The 24,830-nt window shown below is 51.8% G+C and carries 22 protein-coding genes; 15 read left to right on the top strand and 7 right to left on the bottom strand.

The annotated features are described in order from the left end of the window. Window positions 1-120 precede the first annotated feature (120 nt). From rluE to roxA, 8 genes are all read left to right on the top strand, one after another. Complete coding sequence (rluE, locus tag FQZ95_RS25955; protein WP_001248686.1) at window positions 121-774, top strand: 23S rRNA pseudouridine(2457) synthase RluE; 654 nt, start codon at window positions 121-123, stop codon at window positions 772-774. A 9-nt stretch (window positions 775-783) separates the two neighbouring features. Continuing rightward, entirely contained in the window at window positions 784-1,245 is a 462-nt protein-coding gene (gene nudJ / locus FQZ95_RS25950) for a phosphatase NudJ (protein ID WP_000476093.1), read from the top strand. Window positions 1,246-1,298: 53 nt separating this feature from the next. Continuing rightward, the gene (mnmA, locus tag FQZ95_RS25945) at window positions 1,299-2,405 is read left to right on the top strand and encodes a tRNA 2-thiouridine(34) synthase MnmA (protein ID WP_001353282.1); all 1,107 of its coding nucleotides are present in this window, start codon (window positions 1,299-1,301) and stop codon (window positions 2,403-2,405) included. Between the two features lie 35 nt (window positions 2,406-2,440). Then, a complete protein-coding gene (gene hflD / locus FQZ95_RS25940; RefSeq protein ID WP_001297479.1) occupies window positions 2,441-3,082 on the top strand; it encodes a high frequency lysogenization protein HflD in 642 nt (213 codons plus the stop codon). Window positions 3,083-3,085: 3 nt separating this feature from the next. After that, entirely contained in the window at window positions 3,086-4,456 is a 1,371-nt protein-coding gene (purB, locus tag FQZ95_RS25935; RefSeq protein ID WP_000423751.1) for an adenylosuccinate lyase, read from the top strand. A gap of 168 nt (window positions 4,457-4,624) precedes the next feature. Beyond that, on the top strand, window positions 4,625-5,296 hold the full coding sequence (gene phoP / locus FQZ95_RS25930; RefSeq protein WP_001265481.1) for a two-component system response regulator PhoP: 672 nt from the start codon (window positions 4,625-4,627) through the stop codon (window positions 5,294-5,296). Then, window positions 5,296-6,756, top strand: coding sequence for a two-component system sensor histidine kinase PhoQ (gene phoQ, locus FQZ95_RS25925; RefSeq protein ID WP_000735420.1), 1,461 nt, complete (start codon window positions 5,296-5,298; stop codon window positions 6,754-6,756). Before phoP ends, phoQ begins: the two co-directional genes overlap by 1 nt. A gap of 75 nt (window positions 6,757-6,831) precedes the next feature. Further along, on the top strand, window positions 6,832-7,953 hold the full coding sequence (gene roxA / locus FQZ95_RS25920; protein WP_001295435.1) for a [50S ribosomal protein L16]-arginine 3-hydroxylase: 1,122 nt from the start codon (window positions 6,832-6,834) through the stop codon (window positions 7,951-7,953). A gap of 48 nt (window positions 7,954-8,001) precedes the next feature. Here roxA and pepT read toward each other — a convergent pair whose 3' ends face one another. Next, a complete protein-coding gene (gene pepT, locus FQZ95_RS25915) occupies window positions 8,002-9,228 on the bottom strand; it encodes a peptidase T (protein ID WP_032183951.1) in 1,227 nt (408 codons plus the stop codon). Window positions 9,229-9,477: 249 nt separating this feature from the next. On the opposite strand from pepT, the gene potA reads away from it, so the two are divergent. From potA to potD, 4 genes are read left to right on the top strand one after another with little or no spacing between them, the layout of a single operon-like run. Further along, window positions 9,478-10,614 carry a spermidine/putrescine ABC transporter ATP-binding protein PotA gene (gene potA / locus FQZ95_RS25910; protein WP_000531596.1) on the top strand — a complete coding sequence of 379 codons (1,137 nt, stop codon included), beginning with the start codon at window positions 9,478-9,480 and terminating at the stop codon, window positions 10,612-10,614. Further along, window positions 10,598-11,455 (top strand): spermidine/putrescine ABC transporter permease PotB, encoded by an 858-nt coding sequence (gene potB, locus FQZ95_RS25905; RefSeq protein WP_000799401.1) that lies wholly within the window; start codon window positions 10,598-10,600, stop codon window positions 11,453-11,455. Before potA ends, potB begins: the two co-directional genes overlap by 17 nt. Then, the gene (potC, locus tag FQZ95_RS25900; RefSeq protein WP_000580312.1) at window positions 11,452-12,246 is read left to right on the top strand and encodes a spermidine/putrescine ABC transporter permease PotC; all 795 of its coding nucleotides are present in this window, start codon (window positions 11,452-11,454) and stop codon (window positions 12,244-12,246) included. The genes potB and potC overlap by 4 nt, the downstream gene beginning before the upstream one ends. After that, complete coding sequence (gene potD, locus FQZ95_RS25895; RefSeq protein ID WP_000759306.1) at window positions 12,243-13,289, top strand: spermidine/putrescine ABC transporter substrate-binding protein PotD; 1,047 nt, start codon at window positions 12,243-12,245, stop codon at window positions 13,287-13,289. Before potC ends, potD begins: the two co-directional genes overlap by 4 nt. Window positions 13,290-13,502: 213 nt before the next feature. On the opposite strand, the gene cobB is transcribed toward potD, so the two are convergent. The 5 genes from cobB to lolC are packed head-to-tail and all read right to left on the bottom strand — an operon-like array spanning window position 13,503 to window position 18,417. After that, on the bottom strand, window positions 13,503-14,324 hold the full coding sequence (gene cobB / locus FQZ95_RS25890; RefSeq protein WP_000952736.1) for a Sir2 family NAD+-dependent deacetylase: 822 nt from the start codon (window positions 14,322-14,324) through the stop codon (window positions 13,503-13,505). Between the two features lie 15 nt (window positions 14,325-14,339). Then, window positions 14,340-15,251 carry an N-acetylglucosamine kinase gene (nagK, locus tag FQZ95_RS25885; protein WP_160530969.1) on the bottom strand — a complete coding sequence of 304 codons (912 nt, stop codon included), beginning with the start codon at window positions 15,249-15,251 and terminating at the stop codon, window positions 14,340-14,342. A 28-nt stretch (window positions 15,252-15,279) separates the two neighbouring features. Further along, on the bottom strand, window positions 15,280-16,524 hold the full coding sequence (lolE, locus tag FQZ95_RS25880) for a lipoprotein-releasing ABC transporter permease subunit LolE (protein WP_001251354.1): 1,245 nt from the start codon (window positions 16,522-16,524) through the stop codon (window positions 15,280-15,282). Further along, entirely contained in the window at window positions 16,524-17,225 is a 702-nt protein-coding gene (lolD, locus tag FQZ95_RS25875) for a lipoprotein-releasing ABC transporter ATP-binding protein LolD (protein ID WP_001033695.1), read from the bottom strand. Before lolD ends, lolE begins: the two co-directional genes overlap by 1 nt. Further along, window positions 17,218-18,417 carry a lipoprotein-releasing ABC transporter permease subunit LolC gene (gene lolC / locus FQZ95_RS25870; RefSeq protein WP_000284708.1) on the bottom strand — a complete coding sequence of 400 codons (1,200 nt, stop codon included), beginning with the start codon at window positions 18,415-18,417 and terminating at the stop codon, window positions 17,218-17,220. Before lolC ends, lolD begins: the two co-directional genes overlap by 8 nt. A gap of 262 nt (window positions 18,418-18,679) precedes the next feature. On the opposite strand from lolC, the gene FQZ95_RS25865 reads away from it, so the two are divergent. From FQZ95_RS25865 to ldtC, 3 genes are all read left to right on the top strand, one after another. Next, on the top strand, window positions 18,680-19,753 hold the full coding sequence (locus FQZ95_RS25865) for an acyltransferase family protein (RefSeq protein ID WP_160530967.1): 1,074 nt from the start codon (window positions 18,680-18,682) through the stop codon (window positions 19,751-19,753). Window positions 19,754-19,880: 127 nt separating this feature from the next. Further along, window positions 19,881-23,327, top strand: coding sequence for a transcription-repair coupling factor (gene mfd, locus FQZ95_RS25860; protein ID WP_160530966.1), 3,447 nt, complete (start codon window positions 19,881-19,883; stop codon window positions 23,325-23,327). A gap of 143 nt (window positions 23,328-23,470) precedes the next feature. Then, a complete protein-coding gene (ldtC, locus tag FQZ95_RS25855; RefSeq protein ID WP_160530964.1) occupies window positions 23,471-24,433 on the top strand; it encodes a L,D-transpeptidase LdtC in 963 nt (320 codons plus the stop codon). 82 nt (window positions 24,434-24,515) lie between these two features. On the opposite strand, the gene bhsA is transcribed toward ldtC, so the two are convergent. Then, window positions 24,516-24,773: a multiple stress resistance protein BhsA gene (gene bhsA, locus FQZ95_RS25850; RefSeq protein WP_000800153.1), complete on the bottom strand. Its 258-nt coding sequence runs from the start codon at window positions 24,771-24,773 to the stop codon at window positions 24,516-24,518. Window positions 24,774-24,830: the final 57 nt, after the last annotated feature.

The raw sequence follows: 24,830 nt of genomic DNA, 5'->3' as shown, positions 1-24,830 counted from the left end.
ATGCGTTTGCGTCCTGCGATACGGATGCGTTAGAGCAATTTTTTGTTAATGATTTGTAATTGGCTTGTCAATACTACCCTATTGTTTGCCGTCATGAAAGATGCGCGTTATTAGGCTATAATGCGGCAATTCATAATCTCTGAAAATACCATGCAAAAAACTTCTTTTAGAAATCACCAGGTTAAGCGATTCAGCTCGCAACGTTCTACCAGGCGAAAACCCGAAAACCAGCCCACGCGAGTGATCCTGTTCAATAAACCCTACGATGTTCTTCCGCAGTTCACCGATGAAGCCGGGCGCAAAACATTAAAAGAATTCATCCCGGTTCAGGGCGTTTATGCAGCAGGTCGTCTTGACCGCGATAGCGAAGGGTTACTGGTGCTGACCAATAACGGCGCGTTGCAGGCGCGTTTAACCCAGCCGGGTAAACGTACCGGGAAAATCTATTATGTACAGGTAGAAGGTATTCCCACGGAAGACGCCCTTGAAGCGTTGCGCAATGGCGTAACCTTAAATGATGGCCCTACCCTGCCCGCAGGTGCGGAGATGGTTGAGGAGCCGGAATGGTTATGGCCCCGTAATCCGCCAATTCGTGAACGAAAAAGTATTCCCACCAGCTGGCTTAAGATCACCTTATATGAAGGACGTAATCGCCAGGTGCGCCGCATGACCGCCCATGTTGGTTTTCCCACGCTGCGACTGATTCGCTATGCGATGGGTGATTACTCTTTGGATAATCTTGCCAATGGCGAATGGCGAGAAGCGACAGATTAAGGACGCAAAATGTTTAAACCGCACGTTACCGTTGCCTGCGTGGTGCACGCAGAAGGCAAATTTTTAGTCGTTGAAGAGACGATTAATGGTAAAGCGTTATGGAACCAGCCCGCCGGGCATCTGGAAGCCGATGAAACCTTAGTGGAAGCCGCCGCCCGTGAGCTGTGGGAAGAGACGGGCATCAGCGCGCAACCGCAACATTTTATCCGCATGCATCAGTGGATTGCGCCGGATAAAACGCCGTTTTTGCGCTTCCTGTTTGCCATTGAGCTTGAGCAAATATGCCCGACGCAGCCTCATGACAGCGATATCGACTGCTGCCGTTGGGTCAGCGCCGAAGAAATTTTACAGGCGTCAAATCTTCGTTCGCCGCTGGTGGCGGAAAGTATTCGTTGTTATCAAAGCGGGCAACGCTATCCGCTGGAGATGATTGGCGATTTTAACTGGCCTTTTACAAAGGGTGTCATCTAAAAGGCTGCGTGATAGAATACGCCGCCTTGAAGTTCAATGTCGTGAGTGATCCAATGTCTGAAACCGCAAAAAAAGTAATCGTCGGCATGTCCGGCGGTGTCGATTCCTCCGTTTCTGCCTGGCTGTTGCAACAACAGGGATATCAGGTCGAAGGCCTGTTTATGAAGAACTGGGAAGAAGACGACGGTGAGGAATATTGCACAGCGGCAGCGGATCTGGCTGATGCCCAGGCTGTCTGCGATAAGCTCGGCATTGAACTGCACACCGTTAACTTTGCTGCCGAGTACTGGGACAACGTCTTCGAACTGTTCCTTGCCGAATATAAAGCCGGTCGCACGCCAAACCCGGATATTCTGTGCAACAAAGAGATCAAATTTAAAGCGTTCCTCGAATTTGCCGCCGAAGATTTAGGTGCCGATTATATCGCTACCGGTCATTACGTTCGTCGTGCCGATGTCGATGGCAAAAGCCGCCTGCTGCGTGGTCTGGACAGCAATAAAGACCAGAGCTACTTCCTTTATACGCTCAGCCATGAGCAGATTGCGCAAAGCCTGTTCCCGGTCGGCGAACTGGAAAAACCGCAGGTGCGTAAGATTGCTGAAGATCTCGGTCTGGTCACCGCGAAGAAAAAAGATTCTACCGGTATCTGTTTTATCGGCGAGCGTAAATTCCGCGAGTTCCTGGGCCGTTATCTCCCGGCGCAACCGGGCAAAATCATTACCGTTGACGGCGATGAAATTGGCGAGCACCAGGGGCTGATGTATCACACCCTCGGTCAGCGTAAAGGTCTGGGTATCGGTGGCACCAAAGAAGGCACTGAAGAACCGTGGTATGTGGTCGATAAAGACGTCGAAAACAACATTCTGATTGTTGCGCAGGGCCATGAACACCCGCGTCTGATGTCTGTCGGTTTGATTGCCCAGCAGCTGCACTGGGTCGATCGCGAACCCTTCACCGGCACTATGCGTTGCACGGTAAAAACCCGCTATCGCCAGACCGACATCCCATGCACCGTCAAGGCGCTGGACGATGATCGCATTGAAGTGATTTTTGATGAGCCGGTTGCCGCCGTGACGCCGGGCCAGTCTGCCGTCTTCTATAACGGTGAAGTGTGCCTCGGTGGCGGTATTATTGAGCAGCGTCTGCCGCTGCCGGTCTGATTATTGTCTTTAATTACAACAAGGAAGCAGTGAACGTGGCAAAGAATTACTATGACATCACCCTCGCCCTGGCCGGAATTTGTCAGTCGGCACGCCTGGTGCAACAACTCGCTCACCAGGGGCATTGTGATGCCGATGCGCTACACGTCTCACTCAACAGTATTATCGATATGAACCCCAGCTCCACGCTGGCGGTTTTTGGTGGCAGCGAAGCTAACCTGCGCGTCGGGCTGGAAACATTGCTCGGCGTGCTCAACGCCAGCAGTCGCCAGGGCTTAAATGCTGAGTTAACCCGCTACACCCTTAGCCTGATGGTGCTTGAGCGCAAACTTTCCTCAGCGAAAGGTGCGCTCGACACTCTGGGCAACCGCATCAACGGCCTGCAACGTCAGCTCGAACACTTCGATCTACAGTCCGAAACGCTGATGAGCGCGATGGCCGCTATTTATGTTGATGTGATTAGCCCGCTAGGCCCGCGCATTCAGGTCACCGGATCTCCTGCTGTACTGCAAAGCCCACAGGTGCAGGCGAAAGTCCGCGCCACCCTGCTGGCAGGCATTCGCGCCGCCGTGCTCTGGCACCAGGTCGGCGGCGGACGTCTACAACTGATGTTTTCTCGTAATCGCCTGACCACTCAGGCAAAACAAATTCTTGCTCATTTAACCCCGGAGTTGTGATCTATGGAATTATCCTCACTGACCGCCGTTTCCCCTGTCGATGGACGCTACGGCGATAAAGTCAGCGCGCTGCGCGGGATTTTCAGCGAATATGGTTTGCTGAAATTCCGTGTACAAGTTGAAGTACGTTGGCTGCAAAAACTGGCCGCGCACGCAGCGATCAAGGAAGTTCCTGCTTTTGCTGCCGACGCAATCGGTTACCTTGATACAATTGTCGCCAGTTTCAGCGAAGAAGATGCAGCACGCATCAAAACCATCGAGCGTACCACTAACCACGACGTTAAAGCGGTTGAGTATTTCCTGAAAGAAAAAGTGGCCGATATCCCGGAACTGCACGCAGTTTCTGAATTCATCCACTTTGCCTGTACTTCGGAAGATATCAATAACCTCTCCCACGCGTTGATGCTGAAAACCGCGCGTGATGAAGTGATCCTGCCATACTGGCGTCAACTGATTGATGGCATTAAAGATCTCGCCGTTCAGTATCGCGATATCCCGCTGCTGTCCCGTACCCACGGTCAGCCAGCCACGCCGTCAACCATCGGTAAAGAGATGGCAAACGTTGCCTACCGCATGGAACGTCAGTACCGCCAGCTTAATCAGGTGGAGATCCTCGGCAAAATCAACGGCGCTGTCGGCAACTATAATGCCCACATCGCGGCTTACCCGGAAGTTGACTGGCATCAGTTCAGCGAAGAGTTCGTCACCTCGCTGGGTATTCAGTGGAACCCGTACACCACCCAGATCGAACCACACGACTATATTGCCGAACTGTTTGATTGCGTTGCGCGTTTCAACACCATTCTGATCGACTTCGACCGTGACGTCTGGGGTTATATCGCCCTTAACCACTTCAAACAGAAAACCATTGCTGGTGAGATTGGTTCTTCCACCATGCCGCATAAAGTTAACCCGATTGACTTCGAAAACTCCGAAGGTAACCTGGGGCTTTCCAACGCGGTGTTGCAGCACCTGGCAAGCAAACTGCCGGTTTCCCGCTGGCAGCGTGACCTGACCGACTCCACCGTGCTGCGTAACCTCGGCGTGGGTATCGGTTATGCGCTGATTGCGTATCAATCCACCCTGAAAGGCGTGAGCAAACTGGAAGTGAACCGTGACCATCTGCTGGAGGAACTGGATCACAACTGGGAAGTGCTGGCTGAGCCAATCCAGACAGTTATGCGTCGCTATGGCATCGAAAAACCGTACGAAAAGCTGAAAGAGCTGACTCGCGGTAAGCGAGTTGACGCCGAAGGCATGAAGCAATTTATCGACGGTCTGGCACTGCCAGAAGAAGAAAAAGCCCGCCTGAAAGCGATGACGCCGGCAAACTACATTGGCCGCGCCATCACCATGGTTGATGAACTGAAATAAGCCTCAAATCAGTGCCGGATGGCGATGCTGTCCGGCCTGCTTATTAAGATTATCCGCTTTTTATTTTTTCTCTTTACCTCCCCTCCCCGCTGGTTTATTTAATGTTTACCCCCATAACGACATAATCGCGTTACACTATTTTAATAATTAAAACAGGGAGAATGAAAAATGCGCGTACTGGTTGTTGAAGACAATGCGTTGTTACGTCACCATCTTAAAGTTCAGATTCAGGATGCTGGTCATCAGGTCGATGACGCAGAAGATGCCAAAGAAGCCGATTATTATCTCAATGAGCATTTACCGGATATTGCGATTGTCGATCTCGGTTTGCCTGACGAGGACGGTCTGTCATTGATTCGCCGCTGGCGCAGTAATGATGTTTCACTGCCGATTCTGGTATTAACCGCCCGTGAAAGCTGGCAGGACAAAGTCGAAGTATTAAGTGCTGGCGCTGATGATTACGTGACTAAACCGTTTCATATTGAAGAGGTGATGGCGCGAATGCAGGCATTAATGCGGCGTAATAGCGGTCTGGCTTCCCAGGTAATTTCGCTGCCACCGTTTCAGGTTGATCTCTCCCGCCGTGAGTTATCCATTAATGACGAAGTGATCAAACTGACCGCGTTCGAATACACCATTATGGAAACGTTGATACGCAATAATGGCAAAGTGGTCAGCAAAGATTCGTTAATGCTACAACTCTACCCGGATGCGGAGCTGCGGGAAAGCCATACCATTGATGTACTGATGGGACGTCTGCGCAAAAAAATTCAGGCACAATATCCGCAAGAAGTGATTACCACCGTTCGCGGCCAGGGCTATCTGTTCGAATTGCGCTGATGAAAAAATTACTGCGTCTTTTTTTCCCGCTCTCGCTGCGGGTCCGTTTTCTGTTAGCAACGGCAGCAGTAGTATTGGTGCTTTCGCTTGCCTACGGAATGGTTGCGCTGATCGGTTATAGCGTCAGTTTCGATAAAACCACGTTTCGGCTGTTACGTGGCGAGAGCAATCTGTTCTATACCCTTGCGAAGTGGGAAAATAATAAATTGCATGTCGAGTTACCCGAAAATATCGACAAGCAAAGCCCCACCATGACGCTAATTTATGATGAGAACGGGCAGCTTTTATGGGCGCAACGTGACGTGCCCTGGCTGATGAAAATGATCCAGCCTGACTGGCTGAAATCGAATGGTTTTCATGAAATTGAAGCGGATGTTAACGACACTAGCCTGTTACTGAGTGGAGATCACTCTATGCAGCAACAGTTGCAGGAAGTGCGGGAAGATGATGACGACGCGGAGATGACCCACTCGGTGGCGGTAAACGTCTACCCGGCAACATCGCGGATGCCAAAGTTAACCATTGTAGTGGTGGATACCATTCCGGTGGAGCTAAAAAGTTCCTATATGGTCTGGAGCTGGTTTATCTATGTGCTCTCAGCCAATCTGCTGTTAGTGATCCCACTGCTGTGGGTAGCCGCCTGGTGGAGTTTACGTCCCATCGAGGCCCTGGCAAAAGAAGTCCGCGAACTGGAAGAGCATAACCGCGAATTGCTCAATCCTGCCACAACACGAGAACTGACCAGTCTGGTACGAAACCTGAACCGACTGTTAAAAAGTGAACGCGAACGTTACGATAAATATCGTACGACGCTCACCGACCTGACCCATAGTCTGAAAACGCCACTGGCGGTGCTGCAAAGTACGCTACGTTCTCTGCGTAGTGAGAAGATGAGCGTCAGTGATGCTGAGCCGGTGATGCTGGAGCAAATCAGCCGCATTTCACAGCAAATTGGCTACTACCTGCATCGTGCCAGTATGCGCGGTGGGACATTGCTTAGCCGCGAGCTGCATCCGGTCGCCCCTCTGTTGGACAATCTCACTTCGGCGCTGAACAAAGTGTATCAACGCAAAGGGGTCAATATCTCTCTCGATATTTCACCAGAGATCAGTTTTGTTGGTGAGCAGAACGATTTTGTCGAGGTGATGGGCAACGTGCTGGATAACGCCTGTAAATATTGCCTCGAGTTTGTCGAAATTTCTGCAAGGCAAACCGACGAGCATCTCTATATTGTGGTCGAGGATGATGGCCCCGGTATTCCATTAAGCAAGCGAGAGGTCATTTTCGACCGTGGTCAACGGGTTGATACTTTACGCCCTGGGCAAGGTGTAGGGCTGGCGGTAGCCCGCGAAATCACCGAGCAGTATGAGGGTAAAATCGTCGCCGGAGAGAGCATGCTGGGCGGTGCGCGGATGGAGGTGATTTTTGGTCGCCAGCATTCTGCGCCGAAAGATGAATAAATATGTCCATACTTCACGCATTACGTTAAGCATCCGTTATAATCGGTTGCAGATACCAGCCTGTGGATGCTTAACATGGAATACCAACTCACTCTTAACTGGCCCGATTTTCTTGAACGTCACTGGCAGAAACGCCCGGTGGTGTTAAAACGCGGCTTTAATAATTTTATTGACCCGATCTCTCCAGACGAGTTGGCGGGTCTGGCGATGGAAAGCGAAGTCGACAGTCGACTGGTCAGTCACCAGGATGGCAAATGGCAGGTCAGCCACGGCCCGTTCGAAAGCTACGATCATCTCGGTGAAACCAACTGGTCGTTACTGGTACAGGCAGTGAACCACTGGCATGAGCCGACCGCCGCGCTGATGCGGCCGTTCCGTGAACTACCGGACTGGCGTATTGATGACCTGATGATCTCTTTTTCCGTACCTGGCGGCGGCGTCGGCCCACATCTCGATCAGTACGACGTGTTTATCATTCAGGGTACCGGACGTCGTCGCTGGCGAGTGGGCGAAAAGCTACAAATGAAACAGCACTGCCCGCACCCGGATCTGTTACAGGTCGATCCGTTCGAAGCCATCATCGATGAAGAGCTGGAGCCTGGCGATATCCTTTATATTCCGCCAGGATTCCCGCATGAAGGCTACGCGCTGGAAAATGCGATGAACTATTCCGTGGGTTTTCGCGCGCCAAATACGCGGGAACTGATTAGCGGATTTGCCGATTATGTGCTGCAACGTGAACTGGGCGGCAACTACTACAGCGATCCTGATGTTCCACCTCGCGCTCATCCTGCGGACGTTCTGCCGCAAGAGATGGATAAACTGCGTGAGATGATGCTCGAATTGATCAACCAGCCGGAACACTTTAAGCAATGGTTTGGCGAGTTTATATCCCAGTCACGCCATGAACTGGATATCGCGCCGCCGGAGCCGCCTTATCAGCCGGATGAAATCTACGATGCGCTGAAACAAGGTGATGTGCTGGTGCGCCTGGGTGGTCTGCGCGTATTGCGCATTGGCGACGACGTGTATGCCAATGGTGAGAAGATCGATTCCCCGCACCGTCCGGCACTGGATGCGCTCGCCAGCAACATTGCGCTGACCGCGGAGAATTTTGGCGATGCGCTGGAAGATCCGTCATTCCTCGCGATGCTCGCGGCGCTGGTCAATAGCGGATACTGGTTCTTCGAAGGGTAAGTTTGGATTTAAGCCGGATGCGGCATCACATGCCGCATCCCTTTTCGCTTACTTCCGTTGCGCCGTCAACTCGGCAATACGGACGATCACCTGCACCGCTTTTTCCATACCTTCCAGAGTCACAAACTCATGCTTACCATGATAGTTGTAACCGCCAGTGAACAGGTTCGGGCACGGTAATCCCATAAACGACAACTGCGCGCCGTCGGTACCGCCGCGGATCGGTTTCAGTTCCGGTTCAATATCGCAGTCACGCATCGCCTGCTGGGCGATATCGAGAATATGCGGATGCTCAACCACTTTCTCGCGCATATTGTAGTAACTGTCTTCAATCACCAGTTCAATGTAGCAATCAGGATGTAACCCTTTGCCCACTTTTTTGGCGATCTCCATCATTTTACGTTTACGCGCTTCAAACTGTTTACGGTCGAAATCACGGATGATGTAGTGCATATCGGCCCGTTCAACGGTGCCTTTCATGCTCGCCAGGTGATAGAAACCTTCATAGCCTTCTGTCATTTCCGGGCTTTCATCCGCCGGAACTTCCGCATGAATACGTGCCGCCAGCGACAGCGCATTTACCATCACTCCTTTCGCCGTGCCCGGGTGAACACTGTTACCGACAATTTTGATATTGACCGACGCGGCGTTGAAGTTTTCAAACTCCAGTTCGCCGACGCCACCACCATCAACGGTGTAAGCCCAGCGGGCATCGAAGGCGTCAACATCAAAATGTTTCGCCCCTTTGCCCACTTCTTCATCCGGGGTAAAGGCGACGCGAATATCACCATGCGGAATGTTTTTTTGTTGTAATACCGCCAGCGCGGTCATGATTTCTGCAATACCTGCTTTATCATCGGCACCTAACAAGGTTTTACCATCGGTGGTAATCAGCGTCTGACCCAGTAGCTGATGCAGTACCGGGAACATAACCGGTGATAAAACTTCATCGCCGATACCCAGCGCAATATCGCCACCGCGATAGTTTTCAACAATTTGCGGATTCACATTTTTGCCGCTGCAATCCGGTGAGGTATCCACATGAGAAATAAAGCCAATCGCCGGGATATCGCCAGGGACGTTAGCCGGTAACGTCGCCATCAAAGTGCCCTTCTCACTTAAGGTCACATTGATAAGCCCCATCTCTTCGAGCTGCTCTTTCAGCAGATGCAATAACTTCCATTGGCCTTCCGTGCTGGGAACTTGTCTCACCCCCGCTTTTGATTGGGTATCCAGAGACACGTAGTTCAAAAATCGCTCAAGTAGTTTATCCATGTAGTCACCCTCACTTTTTGTGACAACATTATTAAGAAGCAAGAAAAGACAAATATTGCGTCAGGTCACTTTTACCCCTGCAAGCGGGAATATTTATCAGCATTACCTTAATGAATATAAAGCTAAGCCAGTAATTCACAACAAAGATTGGCGATTCAAGCGGTTTGCCGTAGAATTACCGCCCTCATTAAGAGTCACCAAGGTGGTTAACCACAAACCCCGCATCGGTAAGCCATCCGTTGCGTTTACATGGGACAGAGTAAAAAATTGAATAAACAACCGAGTTCGCTTTCACCGCTGGTGCAATTGGCGGGAATTCGCAAATGCTTTGATGGTAAAGAGGTCATTCCCCAGCTGGATCTGACTATCAACAATGGCGAGTTCCTCACGCTGCTTGGCCCTTCTGGCTGCGGTAAAACAACCGTTCTTCGCCTGATTGCCGGTCTGGAAACTGTTGATTCCGGACGCATCATGCTGGATAACGAGGACATCACCCACGTTCCGGCGGAAAACCGCTATGTGAACACTGTTTTCCAAAGCTACGCACTTTTCCCCCACATGACCGTGTTCGAAAATGTGGCCTTTGGGTTGCGCATGCAAAAAACCCCCGCTGCTGAAATTACGCCCCGCGTGATGGAAGCCCTGCGAATGGTGCAGCTGGAAACCTTCGCTCAACGTAAACCGCATCAGCTTTCTGGTGGTCAACAGCAACGCGTCGCCATTGCTCGCGCGGTGGTTAACAAGCCTCGTCTGTTGTTGCTGGATGAGTCGCTCTCAGCGCTGGATTACAAACTGCGCAAACAGATGCAGAACGAGCTGAAAGCGCTACAGCGTAAGCTTGGCATTACATTCGTCTTCGTGACTCACGACCAGGAAGAAGCACTCACCATGTCGGACAGGATTGTGGTGATGCGCGATGGTCGCATTGAGCAAGACGGCACGCCGCGTGAAATCTACGAAGAGCCGAAAAACCTGTTTGTTGCTGGGTTTATCGGTGAAATCAATATGTTTAATGCCACGGTCATCGAACGTCTCGACGAGCAGCGCGTACGCGCCAACGTTGAAGGCCGCGAGTGTAATATCTACGTTAACTTCGGCGTTGAACCGGGGCAAAAACTGCATGTTCTGCTGCGCCCGGAAGACTTACGTGTTGAAGAGATTAACGACGACAACCACGCTGAAGGGCTGATTGGTTACGTTCGCGAGCGTAACTACAAAGGCATGACGCTGGAGTCGGTTGTTGAACTGGAAAATGGCAAGATGGTGATGGTCAGCGAATTCTTCAATGAAGACGATCCTGACTTTGACCACTCTCTCGACCAAAAAATGGCCATTAATTGGGTAGAAAGCTGGGAGGTCGTACTGGCTGATGAAGAACACAAGTAAGTTCCAGAATGTAGTGATTGTCACTATTGTCGGTTGGCTTGTGTTGTTTGTCTTTCTGCCCAACCTGATGATCATTGGCACCAGCTTTTTGACCCGCGACGACGCCAGTTTCGTCAAAATGGTCTTTACGCTGGATAACTACACGCGACTGCTCGATCCGCTCTATTTTGAAGTGCTATTGCACTCGCTGAATATGGCGCTGATCGCCACCCTCGCCTGCCTGGTGCTGGGCTACCCGTTTGCCTGGTTTCTGGCAAAGCTGCCACACAAGGTGCGTCCGCTGCTGCTGTTTCTGCTGATTGTTCCCTTCTGGACCAACTCATTGATTCGTATCTACGGGCTGAAAATTTTCCTCAGTACCAAAGGCTATCTCAACGAGTTTTTGCTCTGGCTGGGCGTTATCGATACACCAATTCGCATCATGTTCACGCCCAGTGCGGTGATAATCGGTCTGGTATACATTCTGCTGCCGTTTATGGTGATGCCGCTGTACTCCAGTATCGAAAAACTGGATAAGCCGTTGCTGGAGGCGGCGCGCGATCTCGGTGCCAGCAAGTTGCAGACCTTTATCCGCATCATTATCCCACTGACGATGCCGGGGATTATTGCCGGATGTCTGCTGGTGATGCTGCCAGCGATGGGCCTGTTCTATGTGTCCGACCTGATGGGCGGTGCGAAAAACCTACTGATTGGTAACGTCATCAAGGTCCAGTTCCTCAATATTCGTGACTGGCCGTTTGGTGCTGCCACCAGCATTACGCTGACTATCGTAATGGGCCTGATGTTGCTGGTTTACTGGCGCGCTTCTCGTTTGCTGAATAAGAAGGTGGAACTCGAATGATCGGTCGACTGCTTCGCGGCGGTTTTATGACCGCTATCTACGCGTATCTGTATATTCCAATCATTATTTTGATTGTGAATTCCTTTAACAGCTCGCGCTTTGGCATCAACTGGCAGGGTTTTACCACCAAATGGTATAGCCTGCTGATGAACAACGACAGTCTGTTACAGGCAGCGCAGCATTCACTGACGATGGCGGTGTTTTCGGCGACGTTTGCTACGCTTATCGGTTCACTGACGGCAGTTGCGCTGTACCGTTATCGCTTTCGTGGTAAGCCGTTCGTTAGCGGAATGCTGTTTGTGGTGATGATGTCGCCAGATATTGTGATGGCGATTTCGCTGCTGGTGCTGTTTATGCTGCTGGGTATTCAGCTTGGCTTCTGGTCGCTGCTGTTCTCGCATATCACCTTCTGCCTGCCGTTTGTGGTGGTGACGGTGTATTCGCGCCTGAAAGGTTTTGACGTGCGGATGCTGGAAGCGGCGAAAGATCTCGGTGCCAGCGAATTTACCATTCTGCGAAAAATCATTCTGCCACTGGCAATGCCTGCGGTGGCGGCGGGCTGGGTGTTAAGCTTTACCCTGTCGATGGACGATGTAGTAGTTTCTTCGTTCGTCACCGGACCAGGCTATGAAATTCTGCCGTTAAAAATTTATTCGATGGTCAAAGTCGGCGTATCGCCGGAAGTTAACGCGCTGGCAACCATATTACTGGTGCTGTCGCTGGTGATGGTAATTGCCAGCCAGCTTATTGCTCGTGATAAAACGAAAGGTAACACAGGGGACGTTAAATGAAAAAATGGTCACGCCACCTGCTCGCGGCGGGTGCTCTGGCACTGGGCATGAGCGCCGCTCACGCCGATGACAACAACACGCTGTATTTCTACAACTGGACCGAGTACGTGCCGCCAGGACTGCTTGAACAGTTCACCAAAGAAACCGGTATTAAGGTTATCTATTCGACTTACGAGTCGAACGAAACCATGTACGCGAAGCTGAAAACGTACAAAGACGGTGCCTATGACCTGGTGGTTCCTTCAACCTATTACGTCGATAAAATGCGTAAAGAAGGGATGATCCAGAAGATCGATAAGTCGAAGTTAAGCAACTTCAGCAATCTCGATCCAGACATGCTCAACAAGCCGTTTGACCCGAATAACGACTACTCCATTCCGTATATCTGGGGGGCGACGGCGATTGGCGTTAACGGTGATGCGGTTGACCCGAAATCTGTCACCAGCTGGGCCGATCTGTGGAAGCCTGAGTACAAAGGCAGCCTGCTGCTGACCGACGATGCCCGTGAAGTGTTCCAGATGGCGCTGCGCAAACTGGGCTACTCCGGTAACACCACCGATCCGAAAGAGATTGAAGCTGCGTATAACGAGCTGAAAAAACTGATGCCAAACGTCGCGGCGTTTAACTCCGATAACCCGGCGAACCCGTACATGGAAGGCGAAGTTAACCTCGGCATGATCTGGAACGGTTCCGCTTTCGTTGCACGCCAGGCGGGTACGCCAATTGACGTGGTATGGCCGAAAGAAGGCGGCATTTTCTGGATGGACAGCCTGGCGATCCCGGCAAATGCCAAAAACAAAGAGGGCGCGCTGAAATTGATCAACTTCCTGCTGCGCCCGGATGTGGCAAAACAGGTTGCTGAAACTATCGGTTATCCAACGCCAAACCTCGCCGCGCGTAAGCTGTTAAGCCCGGAAATAGCGGACGACAAGACGCTCTACCCGGATGCTGAAACCATTAAAAATGGCGAATGGCAGAATGACGTTGGCGCAGCCAGCAGCATTTATGAAGAGTATTATCAGAAGCTGAAAGCAGGACGTTAATTCAGCAAGCGGGCGGTGGTATTACCGCCCGTTTTTTCATTTAGCAAGGATGTGGCTAATGTTGCTGTTATGGACGAGTAAACGCTAAAAGAGGCAGTAAATATGCCAGATGCGGCGTCAACGCCTTCTCTGGTCTACGACACCCGCAAATTCAATTCATTGCGCCCCATCGTAGGCCTGATAAGCGTAGCGCATCAGGCAATGCTTCCTGCTTTATAAGCCCTTCAGCAACTTTTCAACAAACTCTGGCACCACCTGGCTTGCCGGGCCGTAATATTTCTCGGCAAATTCATTACCGACCTGACTCGGTTCAAGATTGAGTTCCACAGTGTGCGCACCATGCAGTTTCGCTTCGTGAACAAATCCAGCCGCCGGATAAACATGCCCGGAAGTACCAATGGCAATGAAAATATCGGCCATCGACAACGCCATATAAATTTCATCCATGCCGAGTGGCATTTCGCCAAACCAAACGACGTGCGGACGCAAGGGTGCCGGGAACTGGCAACAATGGCATTTATCTTCTGGCGTAACGTCTCCGGTCCAGTCGAGAACCTGACCACTTTGCGAACAGCGAACTTTCAGCAGTTCCCCATGCATATGAATAACATTGGTATTACCTGCGCGTTCATGCAGGTTGTCGATATTCTGCGTCACCAGCAAAAAGCGATCGCCGAGAGCATCTTGCAGTTTAGCTAGCGCAAGATGCGCGGCGTTAGGCTGAATTTCTGGCTGCTGTAGCTGTCGACGACGGGCGTTATAAAACGCTTGCACCAGTTCAGGATCGCGATCGAAACCTTCCGGCGTTGCCACATCTTCAACCCGATGTTCTTCCCACAGGCCATCTGCGGCGCGAAAGGTACGAATACCTGATTCCGCAGAAATCCCTGCCCCTGTCAGTACGAGTACTCTTGGTTTTTCCATTGCTTCCGGCACCACTTTATCTCTGAAAAAAATACGCTGACGCAAACGCTCGCGCAGGCGGCGTTTATTTTTACGAAAACGACTTAACCGATGACCCCGACGCGACAGCATAGCAACCTCTGTTGTTTAATCGGTTAGATGTAGGAAAGCCGCACCACGCATTCCTCCCGCATCACCGTGGCGCGCGCGTTCAATGCGCGGAACACGAGCTACAGGTAAGAGATGACGAGGCAGCCTGTCCGCCAGTTGCGTTGTGATTGCCGGGAAATTCGATAAGCCACCACCAATGACGACCAGGTCAGGGTCAACAATGGTCAGGATATTTCCCAGACAAACCGCTAATAAATCCAGATAACGCTCAACGTGCGCCCTTGCCTGCTCATCGCCTTGATCATAAAGCGCAATAATTTCGGGAGCCTGCAACGGTTGATGATAATAGTGTTGATACAGCCACGCAAAACCGCGACCAGACAGATAATTTTCAATGCAGCCATGCTGACCACAGCCGCAGCGGCGTAACGGGAAATCCAGCCCCATCATGGTTAACGCATCAACCGGCAGACGCATATGGCCAAACTCGCCGGTAATATAGCTTTTACCGGTAATTGGTTTACCGTTGAAAATCAGCCCGCCGCCAACGCCGGTGCCGAGAATCAACCCCATCACCAGTGGATATTGAGTAAATTCATCATCCCAGGCTTCTGAAAGGGCAAAACAGTTGGCATCGTTATCAAGGCGGACATCGCGATCAAGACGTGCGCTCAGATCTGCACGCAGCGATTTACCGCTGGCAGCGGGGACATTGGCGGCATACAGCGTACCATCTTCTGTTTCCGGCATTCCCGGAATACCGATGCCGACAGAACCTTTACAGCCAAAACGTTGGTCAGCTTCGGCTACCAGCTCGCACACTGCATCTAAAAATGCGTCATAGCTGTCACGCGGTGTCGGCACCCGCTTTTCCCACTGCAACTGCCGACCGCTATCAAACACGCCAAGCGCAATTTTTGTTCCACCAATATCAAACCCGTAATACATTGCCGCTCCTTGTTTTAATGTACTGCCTTTACTGGCCGCTAAGGACTCGCGCAGGGTCAATATTACTGGCGCGCCGCGCCGGATACCAACTTGCCAAAAGACTCAGCAACAATGCTGTGACCAGTACGTAGAAGACGTCCAGCCAGTGCAATTCCGATGGCAGGAAGTCAATAAAATAGATATCGCTGGAGAGGAACTGATGACCGATCAGCTTTTCAATCCACTCAATAATCGGGGTAAGTTGCAGTGAAACCACCACGCCGATAATCACTCCACACAGGCTGCCGAACAGCCCTGCCAGTAATCCATACCAGACAAAGATGGCGCGAATTAAACCGTCTTTCGCCCCCAGCGTTCTTAATACGGCGATATCGCCACTCTTGTCTTTCACCGCCATCACTAAGGTAGAGACGATGTTGAAACAGGCCACGCCAATCACCAGTACCATCGCCAGATACATAATGGCGCGGATCATCTGGATATCGCGATACATATAGCCGTAAGTACCAATCCAGCTTTTAATATAAACATAGCTGTTGGTCACTTCACCCGCATCGCGTACCAGCTTATTGGCGTTGAAAACATCCGTCATTTTAAGGGCAATACCTGACACGCTGGAACCCATATCAAGATATTGCTGGGCATCCGCCAGCGGGATCATGGCAAAACTGTGATCGAGTTGGCCACTCAACTGCAAAATACCGGCAACGTGCAAACGCACGCGTTTTGGCTGCATCAGTTTATGCTCGGGATTCGAGTTGGGGATCATAATCGACACCCAATCGCCCTGCTTCACTTTCAGCGCATCCGCCACGCCTTTGCCGATGATAATTTGCTGTTCGCCTGCTTTAAAATTGCTCCACGCATCGTCCTGGACAAACGAGGGTAATGCGCTCAAACGCTGTTCCTGTTGCGGGTTAACGCCCTTGACCTGAATTGCGCGCAGATTGGCACCACTTTCCACCAGCCCGGTGAAATTGATATACGGCGCGGCAGCGGCAATACCCGGCACTTTTTGCACGTTATCCAGAGCTTCTTGCCAGTTAGTCCACGGCTGATCCACCGCCTCAATTTCGCCATGCGGCACCACCGCCAGAATGCGGTTGTTCAGTTCGCGTTCAAAGCCGTTCATCGCGCTTAAGCCGACGATCAATACCGCCACGCCGAGGGCAATGCCAATGGTAGAAATGACGGAGATCAGCGATACCATGCCGCCGCGCCGCCGTCCGCGACTAAAACGCAGGCCAATCAATAACGATAAAGGCATCGCCATTACTCCGCCCCCATCAGGCTCAGTTCCGCCGTCAAACGACCATCACGCATTTCTAACTGGCGGCTCATGCGTTTTGCCAGTTGCAGGTCGTGAGTAACCACCAGGAAGGCAGTGCCCTGCAAGCGATTCAATTCCCCAAGCAACTGGAAGATGCTGTCGGCGTTACGTGCGTCAAGGTTACCGGTAGGTTCATCCGCCAGTACCAGACGCGGGTTATTGACCAGCGCACGGGCAATCGCCACACGCTGGCGCTCACCGCCAGAAAGTTCAGATGGGCGGTGATTCGCACGATGCTCCAGCCCCACCGCTTTTAACATCTCCAGCGCACGGCTGTTGATTTCAGCGGGCTTTTTCTTGCCAATCAGCAGTGGCATAGCCACGTTTTCCAGGGCGGTAAAATCCGGCAGCAGGTGGTGAAACTGATAAATAAAGCCCAGCTTCTGGTTGCGCAGCTCTGCTTTCGCCGCCGAAGACAGTTTGCTCATCGGTTGACCGTTAAAGATCACATCGCCGGAGGTTGGCGTATCCAGCCCGCCCAGCAGGTGCAGCAAGGTACTTTTACCAGAACCAGAGCTACCGACGATCGCCATCATTTCACCTTCGCCGACGCTGAAACTGACATTGTGCAGTACATCGGTTTGCACACTGCCTTCCTGATAGCGTTTGCACAGGTTGTCGCATTGCAACAGGATCTTATTCATAACGTAAAGCCTCAGCGGGTTGAGTGGCGGCAGCGCGCCATGAAGGGTAAAGCGTAGACAGCAGCGCGATAGCCATCGCCACCAGCGCAATAACAATGACCTGTAAAGGTTCGATAGCGACTGGCAGTGCCGCGCCATCAAGCAGGACGCCGATTATCGGCATCAGATTATTCAACTGGCTGGCAAGCAGTGCACCAAGCGCCGCTCCGAGGATCGCACCGATAATCCCGGCGCTGGCCCCTTGCACCATAAAGACCATCATGATTTGTCGCGGAGTTAAGCCTTGCGTTTGCAGGATCGCTACTTCGCCCTGCTTCTCCATCACCATCAGCCCTAGCGAGGTAATAATGTTAAACGCCGCTACGGCAACAATCAGGCTCAGCAGCAAGCCCATCATATTTTTTTCCATGCGTACGGCCTGGAACAGCTCGCCTTTACGATCACGCCAGTCCTGCCATTTGCTGCCTTCAGGCAGTTTTTGCTGGCTTAAAGAATCAACTTTCAGCGGCTCATCCAGCCACAAACGCCAGCCGGTAATATTGCCTGCCGGATAACGCATCAGACGCGAGGCATCCTCAATATTCACCAGCATTTCATAGCCATCGACTTCACTGTTGGCGGCGAAAGTGCCAATCACATTGAACAGGCGCTGGCTTGGAATACGCCCCATCGGCGTGAACTGGCTGGCAGACGGCACCATCACGCGGATTTGATCACCGCGATTGACACCTAACTGTGAGGCAAGTTGTTCGCCGAGAATGACATTATATTTCCCCGGTTCGAGATCAGCTTGTTTCACATTGACCAGATACGGCGTGAGTGGATCTTTTTGCGCCGGATCGATACCCAGCATCACCCCGACCGCCACGCTGCGCGCGCTTTGCAGTACCACATCACCGGTAGTAATAGGTGCGACGCGATTAACGCCGTCCAGTTTGACTGCCGTTTCCGGGAGTTGCTGCGGGTTAAGAGAGCCATGCTCAGAAGAGAGAATTGCCTGTGGCATCAGGCCAAGGATGTTGTTTTGCAGCTCGCGCTCAAAGCCGTTCATCACTGACAATACTGTGACCAGCGCCATCACCCCGAGGGTAATGCCGATGGTAGAAAGCCAGGAGACGAAGCGACCGAAGCGATCCGCTGCACGCCCACGCATGTAACGCAGGCCAATAAATAGAGCGACAGGTTGGTACATGAAATCCGTCTGGTTGCTGTTAGCAAAGACACGAGTATATAAGCGAAAGCAAGATGGGTAAACGTCTGAACTGTAAGTGATCGTCAGGGCTAATCTGAAAAGTCCCCGTAAATCAATCGGCTAAATTGCCATGTTTTATCATCAATCTTGCCGCCTGATCTTAATCTGAAAAATCATCCAATACAGACAGATACCCATTACACCTCGGGTCATAACCCGCAGGATCAACCGCATGTAAATTAAAAAAGAGCGTGTTGTCCTGATGAAACAAAAAGAGCTATGGATTAACCAGATCAAAGGGTTATGTATTTGCCTGGTGGTGATTTATCACTCGGTCATTACCTTTTATCCGCATCTCACCACTTTTCAGCATCCGTTATCGGAAGTCCTGAGCAAATGCTGGATCTATTTCAATCTTTACCTTGCCCCCTTTCGTATGCCGGTTTTTTTCTTTATTTCTGGCTATTTGATTCGCCGCTATATCGACAGCGTACCGTGGGGAAATTGTCTCGATAAACGCATCTGGAACATCTTCTGGGTGCTGGCGCTGTGGGGCGTGGTGCAGTGGCTGGCGTTAAGTGCGCTGAATCAGTGGCTGGCACCTGAGCGCGATTTAAGCAATGCCTCCAATGCCGCTTATGCCGATTCCACCGGTGAGTTCCTGCACGGGATGATCACCGCCAGCACCAGCTTGTGGTATCTGTATGCTTTAATTGTCTATTTCGTGATATGTAAACTTTTTAGCCGTCTGGCGCTGCCACTATTCGCCTTGTTTGTGCTGCTGAGTGTCTCTGTTAATTTCGTTCCCACGCCGTGGTGGGGAATGAACAGCGTGATCCGCAATTTGCCTTATTACAGTCTTGGCGCATGGTTTGGCGCAACATTAATGACCTGTGTTAAAGCGGTGCCGTTGCGCCGCCATCTGCTGATGGCTTCTTTGCTGGCTGTTCTGGCGGTCGGTGCCTGGTTGTTTACTATCTCGCTGATGTTGTCGCTGGTATCGATTGTGGTGATCATGAAACTGTTTTATCAGTACGAGCAACGTTTCGGTATGCGCTCCACCAGCCTGCTGAATGTGATTGGCTCCAACACCATTGCTATCTATACCACCCATCGCATACTGGTAGAAATATTCAGCTTAAGCCTGATTCCGCAAGTGAACGCGGCACGCTGGTCGCCGCAAGTCGAACTGACGCTCCTGCTGGTTTACCCCTTTGTCAGTTTGTTGATTTGTACTGTTGCGGGCTTGCTGGTAAGAAAACTTTCACAGCGCGCATTCAGCGATCTGTTGTTCTCCCCGCCTTCTCTGCCCACAGCCGTCAGTTACTCCCGCTAAGCCATCGCCCCAGCCGGGGCGATTCAATTTGCTAAACCATGTCGATTACGGATAATGAACAGCATTGCTTATCAGAGATATGCCCCCATATGTTGAGGCATATCCTAACGAGAATCTGACAACCGTTATGCCTGAACAATATCGTTATACGCTGCCCGTCAAAGCGGGTGAGCAGCGTCTGCTGGGCGAGTTAACTGGCGCTGCCTGCGCGACGCTGGTAGCGGAAATTGCCGAACGTCACGCCGGTCCGGTGGTACTTATTGCACCAGATATGCAAAATGCTCTGCGTTTGCATGATGAAATCAGCCAGTTTACCGATCAGATGGTGATGAATCTGGCGGACTGGGAAACCCTTCCCTACGACAGTTTTTCGCCTCATCAGGACATTATCTCCTCACGCCTTTCCACTCTTTACCAGCTACCAACGATGCAGCGTGGCGTACTGATTGTTCCGGTGAATACGCTTATGCAGCGCGTTTGCCCGCACAGTTTCCTCCACGGCCACGCGCTGATGATGAAAAAAGGTCAGCGGTTATCTCGTGATGCCTTGCGTACGCAACTGGACAGTGCCGGTTATCGCCATGTTGACCAGGTTATGGAGCACGGCGAATACGCCACGCGCGGCGCGTTGCTGGATCTTTTCCCGATGGGCAGCGACTTGCCTTATCGTCTTGATTTTTTTGATGATGAAATCGATAGCCTGCGCGTATTTGACGTTGACAGCCAGCGCACGCTGGAGGAAGTAGAAGCCATCAATCTGTTGCCCGCGCACGAATTTCCGACCGATAAAGCGGCAATTGAACTGTTCCGCAGTCAGTGGCGTGATACTTTCGAAGTGAAGCGCGATGCGGAACATATTTATCAGCAAGTGAGTAAAGGCACATTGCCTGCCGGGATCGAGTACTGGCAGCCGCTATTCTTCAGCGAACCGCTGCCGCCACTGTTCAGTTATTTCCCTGCCAATACGCTGTTGGTGAATACTGGCGATCTGGAAAACAGTGCCGAACGTTTCCAGGCTGACACGCTGGCGCGTTTTGAAAATCGCGGCGTCGATCCGATGCGCCCGCTATTACCGCCACAATCGCTCTGGCTGCGGGTAGACGAGTTCTTTTCAGAGCTGAAAAACTGGCCGCGCGTACAGCTAAAAACCGAACATTTACCGACAAAAGCAGCGAATACCAATTTAAGTTTTCAGAAGCTGCCAGATCTGGCCGTTCAGGCACAACAAAAAGCACCGCTGGATGCACTGCGTAAGTTCCTCGAGTCTTTCGACGGTCCGGTAGTGTTCTCGGTGGAAAGTGAAGGCCGCCGTGAAGCGCTGGGTGAGTTGCTCGCCCGAATCAAAATCGCCCCACAACGCATTATGCGTCTTGATGAAGCCAGCGACCGCGGGCGTTATCTGATGATTGGCGCTGCCGAACATGGCTTTATCGATACGGTACGTAATCTGGCGCTGATTTGCGAAAGCGATCTGCTCGGTGAACGCGTTGCCCGTCGTCGTCAGGATTCTCGCCGCGCCATCAACCCCGATACACTGATCCGTAACCTTGCGGAGCTGCATATTGGTCAGCCGGTGGTCCATCTGGAGCACGGCGTCGGGCGCTATGCAGGAATGACCACGCTGGAAGCCGGCGGCATTACCGGCGAGTATTTGATGCTCACCTATGCCAACGATGCCAAACTGTATGTTCCGGTGTCGTCACTGCATCTGATTAGCCGGTACGCCGGTGGCGCGGAAGAAAATGCCCCGCTGCATAAACTTGGCGGCGATGCGTGGTCACGCGCGCGGCAGAAAGCGGCGGAAAAAGTGCGTGATGTGGCGGCGGAATTGCTGGATATCTACGCGCAACGCGCCGCCAAAGAGGGCTTCGCGTTTAAACACGATCGTGAGCAGTATCAGTTGTTCTGCGACAGCTTCCCGTTTGAAACCACGCCGGATCAGGCGCAGGCCATTAATGCGGTGCTTAGTGACATGTGTCAGCCGCTGGCAATGGATCGTCTGGTGTGCGGCGATGTTGGCTTTGGGAAAACTGAAGTCGCGATGCGCGCCGCTTTCCTGGCGGTAGATAACCACAAGCAGGTGGCGGTGCTGGTGCCTACCACCCTTCTCGCGCAGCAGCATTACGACAACTTCCGCGACCGTTTCGCCAACTGGCCAGTACGCATCGAAATGATCTCCCGTTTCCGCAGCGCCAAAGAGCAGACGCAAATCCTTGCGGAAGTGGCGGAAGGGAAAATCGATATTCTGATCGGTACGCACAAACTGCTGCAAAATGACGTCAAGTTTAAAGATTTAGGCTTGCTGATTGTCGATGAAGAACACCGCTTCGGGGTGCGTCATAAAGAGCGCATTAAAGCGATGCGGGCGAACGTGGATATTCTGACACTTACCGCAACGCCGATCCCACGTACGCTGAATATGGCGATGAGCGGAATGCGCGATCTGTCGATTATTGCCACGCCGCCAGCCCGTCGTCTGGCAGTTAAAACCTTTGTCCGTGAGTATGACAGTCTGGTGGTCCGAGAGGCGATCCTGCGCGAAATTCTGCGCGGGGGGCAGGTTTATTATCTCTACAATGATGTGGAAAACATTCAGAAAGCCGCCGAACGACTGGCGGAACTGGTGCCAGAGGCGCGGATCGCCATCGGTCACGGGCAGATGCGCGAGCGCGAACTGGAACGGGTGATGAATGATTTCCATCATCAACGTTTCAACGTGCTGGTTTGTACCACCATTATCGAAACCGGGATCGATATCCCGACTGCCAACACCATTATCATTGAACGCGCGGATCACTTCGGTCTGGCACAGCTGCACCAGTTGCGCGGTCGCGTCGGACGTTCGCATCATCAGGCATATGCATGGTTGCTGACGCCGCATCCAAAAGCGATGACCACCGATGCGCAAAAACGTCTTGAAGCGATTGCCTCGCTGGAAGATCTCGGTGCAGGTTTTGCGCTGGCAACGCACGATCTGGAGATTCGCGGCGCAGGTGAACTGCTTGGCGAAGAACAAAGCGGCTCAATGGAAACCATCGGTTTCTCGCTGTATATGGAGTTGCTGGAAAACGCCGTCGATGCGCTGAAAGCCGGACGCGAGCCGTCGCTGGAAGATCTCACTAGCCAGCAAACGGAAGTCGAACTGAGGATGCCGTCGCTATTACCAGATGATTTCATCCCTGACGTGAATACGCGTTTGTCGTTCTATAAACGTATTGCCAGCGCCAAAACGGAAAACGAACTGGAAGAGATCAAAGTTGAGCTTATCGATCGTTTCGGCCTGCTGCCGGATCCGGCACGCACCCTGCTGGATATTGCTCGTTTGCGCCAGCAAGCGCAGAAGCTGGGGATCAGGAAGCTGGAAGGTAATGAGAAAGGTGGGGTGATCGAATTTGCCGAGAAGAATCACGTTAATCCGGCCTGGTTGATTGGTTTGCTGCAAAAACAGCCGCAGCATTATCGCCTCGATGGCCCGACGCGCCTGAAGTTTATTCAGGATTTGAGCGAGCGGAAAACGCGTATCGAATGGATTCGCCAGTTTATGCGTGAACTGGAAGAGAACGCGATCGCTTAATGGTAAATTGGGGGCGTTTCTGCGCCCCCATCTGCAACATTTACAAATTATTTGCACTTCCCTGCACTATCCGACACTGTCACCATCCATAATTCAGGCTTATCTGTTTATTACAATAACCTTATATTTATTATGGATTTTTGGTGATGATCAAAACGCGTTTTTCTCGCTGGCTAACGTTTTTTACGTTCGCCGCTGCCGTGGCGCTGGCGCTACCGGTAAAAGCCAACACCTGGCCGCTGCCGACAACAGGCAGTCGTCTGGTTGGCGAAAACAAATTTCATGTGGTGGAAAATGACGGTGGTTCTCTGGAAGCCATCGCCAAAAAATATAATGTCGGCTTTCTCGCTCTGTTACAGGCTAACCCCGGCGTTGATCCTTACGTGCCGCGCGCGGGTAGCGTGTTAACGATCCCGTTGCAAACCCTACTTCCAGATGCGCCGCGCGAAGGCATTGTGATCAATATTGCGGAACTGCGTCTCTATTACTACCCGCCGGGTAAAAATTCGGTAACCGTGTATCCCATCGGCATTGGTCAGTTGGGTGGTGACACGCTGACACCGACAATGGTGACCACCGTTTCTGACAAGCGTGCAAACCCAACCTGGACGCCAACGGCAAACATTCGCGCGCGGTATAAGGCACAGGGAATTGAGTTGCCTGCGGTAGTTCCGGCTGGACCGGATAACCCAATGGGCCATCATGCGATTCGTCTGGCGGCCTATGGCGGTGTTTATTTGCTTCACGGTACGAACGCCGATTTCGGCATTGGCATGCGGGTAAGTTCTGGCTGTATTCGTCTGCGGGATGACGATATCAAAACACTCTTTAGCCAGGTCACCCCAGGTACCAAAGTGAATATCATCAACACCCCGATTAAAGTCTCTGCCGAACCAAACGGTGCGCGTCTGGTTGAAGTACATCAACCGCTGTCAGAGAAGATTGATGACGATCCGCAGCTGCTGCCAATTACACTGAATAGCGCAATGCAATCATTTAAAGATGCAGCGCAAACTGACGCTGAAGTGATGCAGCATGTGATGGATGTCCGTTCCGGGATGCCGGTGGATGTCCGCCGTCATCAAGTGAGCCCACAAACTTTGTAAATCCTGGATAAAAAAATCCCCGCGACACGGCATGTCGCGGGGAAAAAAATCAGCAGTAGCAGGCATTAATGAGGGTTAATGCTTATTTATAAATTACTGCTGTTCCATGGAGGGTATTCGGACCGGTTACAGAAGTAATACGGAAAGATTTTGCGCCCATCTCATCCGCTTTTTGCGCCAGCTGCTCTTCCAGCGATCCCAGATTTGTCCCCGCGTTAGCACTGATAGTACCGACTTTTTGTTGGCCTTCTGGCGTTGACTGAACTTCGACAGCCGCAAAGCTGGCAAATGACATTGAGCTTAAAATCGCCGCAGCGATGAGGGTTTTTACGTTTTTCATAATAGTGGCCTTATGCAGATGAATGACGTCGCAAGCAATTACTTAACGATCGATAAC

It is taken from the genome of Escherichia sp. HH41S (assembly GCF_009820115.1).
GTDB lineage: Bacteria > Pseudomonadota > Gammaproteobacteria > Enterobacterales > Enterobacteriaceae > Escherichia > Escherichia coli_F.
The sequence above is the reverse complement of the archived record's forward strand: the minus strand, read 5'-3'. Positions and strand labels throughout refer to the sequence as shown.

What these genes read in the sequence shown, in the direction of transcription:
- purB (WP_000423751.1), top strand. Translation starts at nt 3,086, where the DNA reads ATGGAATTATCCTCACTGACCGCCGTTTCCCCTGTCGATGGACGCTAC.
- roxA (WP_001295435.1), top strand. Translation starts at nt 6,832, where the DNA reads ATGGAATACCAACTCACTCTTAACTGGCCCGATTTTCTTGAACGTCAC.
- rluE (WP_001248686.1), top strand. Translation starts at nt 121, where the DNA reads ATGCGGCAATTCATAATCTCTGAAAATACCATGCAAAAAACTTCTTTT.
- pepT (WP_032183951.1), bottom strand. Translation starts at nt 9,228, where the DNA reads ATGGATAAACTACTTGAGCGATTTTTGAACTACGTGTCTCTGGATACC.
- bhsA (WP_000800153.1), bottom strand. Translation starts at nt 24,773, where the DNA reads ATGAAAAACGTAAAAACCCTCATCGCTGCGGCGATTTTAAGCTCAATG.
- nagK (WP_160530969.1), bottom strand. Translation starts at nt 15,251, where the DNA reads ATGTATTACGGGTTTGATATTGGTGGAACAAAAATTGCGCTTGGCGTG.
- phoP (WP_001265481.1), top strand. Translation starts at nt 4,625, where the DNA reads ATGCGCGTACTGGTTGTTGAAGACAATGCGTTGTTACGTCACCATCTT.
- lolD (WP_001033695.1), bottom strand. Translation starts at nt 17,225, where the DNA reads ATGAATAAGATCCTGTTGCAATGCGACAACCTGTGCAAACGCTATCAG.
- cobB (WP_000952736.1), bottom strand. Translation starts at nt 14,324, where the DNA reads ATGCTGTCGCGTCGGGGTCATCGGTTAAGTCGTTTTCGTAAAAATAAA.
- FQZ95_RS25865 (WP_160530967.1), top strand. Translation starts at nt 18,680, where the DNA reads ATGAAACAAAAAGAGCTATGGATTAACCAGATCAAAGGGTTATGTATT.
- nudJ (WP_000476093.1), top strand. Translation starts at nt 784, where the DNA reads ATGTTTAAACCGCACGTTACCGTTGCCTGCGTGGTGCACGCAGAAGGC.
- potC (WP_000580312.1), top strand. Translation starts at nt 11,452, where the DNA reads ATGATCGGTCGACTGCTTCGCGGCGGTTTTATGACCGCTATCTACGCG.
- mnmA (WP_001353282.1), top strand. Translation starts at nt 1,299, where the DNA reads ATGTCTGAAACCGCAAAAAAAGTAATCGTCGGCATGTCCGGCGGTGTC.
- phoQ (WP_000735420.1), top strand. Translation starts at nt 5,296, where the DNA reads ATGAAAAAATTACTGCGTCTTTTTTTCCCGCTCTCGCTGCGGGTCCGT.
- potD (WP_000759306.1), top strand. Translation starts at nt 12,243, where the DNA reads ATGAAAAAATGGTCACGCCACCTGCTCGCGGCGGGTGCTCTGGCACTG.
- mfd (WP_160530966.1), top strand. Translation starts at nt 19,881, where the DNA reads ATGCCTGAACAATATCGTTATACGCTGCCCGTCAAAGCGGGTGAGCAG.
- potB (WP_000799401.1), top strand. Translation starts at nt 10,598, where the DNA reads ATGAAGAACACAAGTAAGTTCCAGAATGTAGTGATTGTCACTATTGTC.
- lolC (WP_000284708.1), bottom strand. Translation starts at nt 18,417, where the DNA reads ATGTACCAACCTGTCGCTCTATTTATTGGCCTGCGTTACATGCGTGGG.
- potA (WP_000531596.1), top strand. Translation starts at nt 9,478, where the DNA reads ATGGGACAGAGTAAAAAATTGAATAAACAACCGAGTTCGCTTTCACCG.
- lolE (WP_001251354.1), bottom strand. Translation starts at nt 16,524, where the DNA reads ATGGCGATGCCTTTATCGTTATTGATTGGCCTGCGTTTTAGTCGCGGA.